This is a genomic window from Bacillus sp. SRB_8 (genome assembly GCF_003264205.1).
Lineage (GTDB): Bacteria > Bacillota > Bacilli > Bacillales > Bacillaceae_G > Bacillus_A > Bacillus_A mycoides.
Genome location: NZ_NADT01000060.1, coordinates 1 through 1241 on the forward strand (window position 1 = coordinate 1; position 1241 = coordinate 1241).

A 1241-nucleotide genomic window follows, 5' to 3' on the forward strand; every position below is an offset into this window, starting at 1 on the left:
TTATCATTTTAGCCAAGAAGACTCCTTCCTCAAGGAACGCGAAGTGAGTAGGTGGGAGATGAATTGGCTTCGGACAAGGGATGGCAGGAAGCCATCTTAATTGTTCGACATACATAAACTGTTACTTCACTACCTGTCGAATGTATGTTTGTTGTATAATAGACGCATATCGAAATGGAGGTGAAATGAATGATGATCAATAAAGCATATAAATTTCGTATCTATCCAAATAAAGCTCAAGCGATCCTAATCAATAAAACGATTGGCTGTTCTCGTTTTATATTCAATCACTTCCTATCTCTGTGGGATAATGCATATAAAGAAACAGGAAAGGGTTTGACATATGGTACATGCTCTGCCAAACTCCCTGCCATGAAAAAAGAGTTTGTTTGGCTAAAAGAAGTGGATAGTATTGCGATTCAGTCGTCTGTTCGCAACCTTGCGGATGCTTATACACGCCTTTTCAAAAAACAAAACAATGCCCCGCGTTTCAAATCTAAGAGGAACAACGTACAATCTTATACCACAAAACAAACAAATGAAAACATTGCCGTTGTAGGAAACAAAATAAAATTGCCAAAACTAGGTCTTGTTCGATTTGCCAAAAGCCGCGAAGTAAAAGGTCGTATTTTAAATGCTACAGTTAGACGGAGCCCTTCTGGCAGATACTTTGTGTCATTGTTAGTTGAAACAGAAGTGCAAGAACTTCCGAAAACAAATTCTTACATTGGAATGGATGTGGGACTAAAAGATTTCGCCATTTTGTCAGATGGAACGACCTATAAAAATCCAAAGTTTTTTCGATCATTAGAAGAGAAGTTGGCAAAAGCACAGCGTGTTCTTTCTAGAAGAACGAAAGGATCTTCTCGCTGGAATAAACAACGAGTAAAAGTAGCTAGAATTCATGAATACATGACGAATGCTAGAAAAGATTACTTGGACAAAATCTCGACTGAAATCATCAAAAACCACGATGTTATCGGTATAGAGGATTTGCAAGTATCGAATATGTTAAAGAATCATAATTTAGCAAAAGCAATTAGTGAGGTATCATGGTCACAGTTTCGAACTATGTTGGAATATAAGGCAAAATGGTACGGCAAACAAATCATTGTCGTATCGAAAACATTTGCTTCAAGCCAATTATGTTCTTGTTGTGGATATCAAAACAAAGACGTTAAAAATCTAAACCTACGTAAATGGGACTGCCCTTCTTGTTGTACACACCATGATAGGGATAT

General features: G+C 37.2%; 1 protein-coding gene. It reads left to right on the top strand.

Annotated features, from left to right (window positions below; genetic code table 11):
• Positions 1–189: 189 nt before the first annotated feature.
• Positions 190–1241 (top strand): IS200/IS605 family element RNA-guided endonuclease TnpB (gene tnpB, locus B5P40_RS29410; protein WP_113710372.1); only part of this gene is annotated, 1052 nt, incomplete at its 3' end.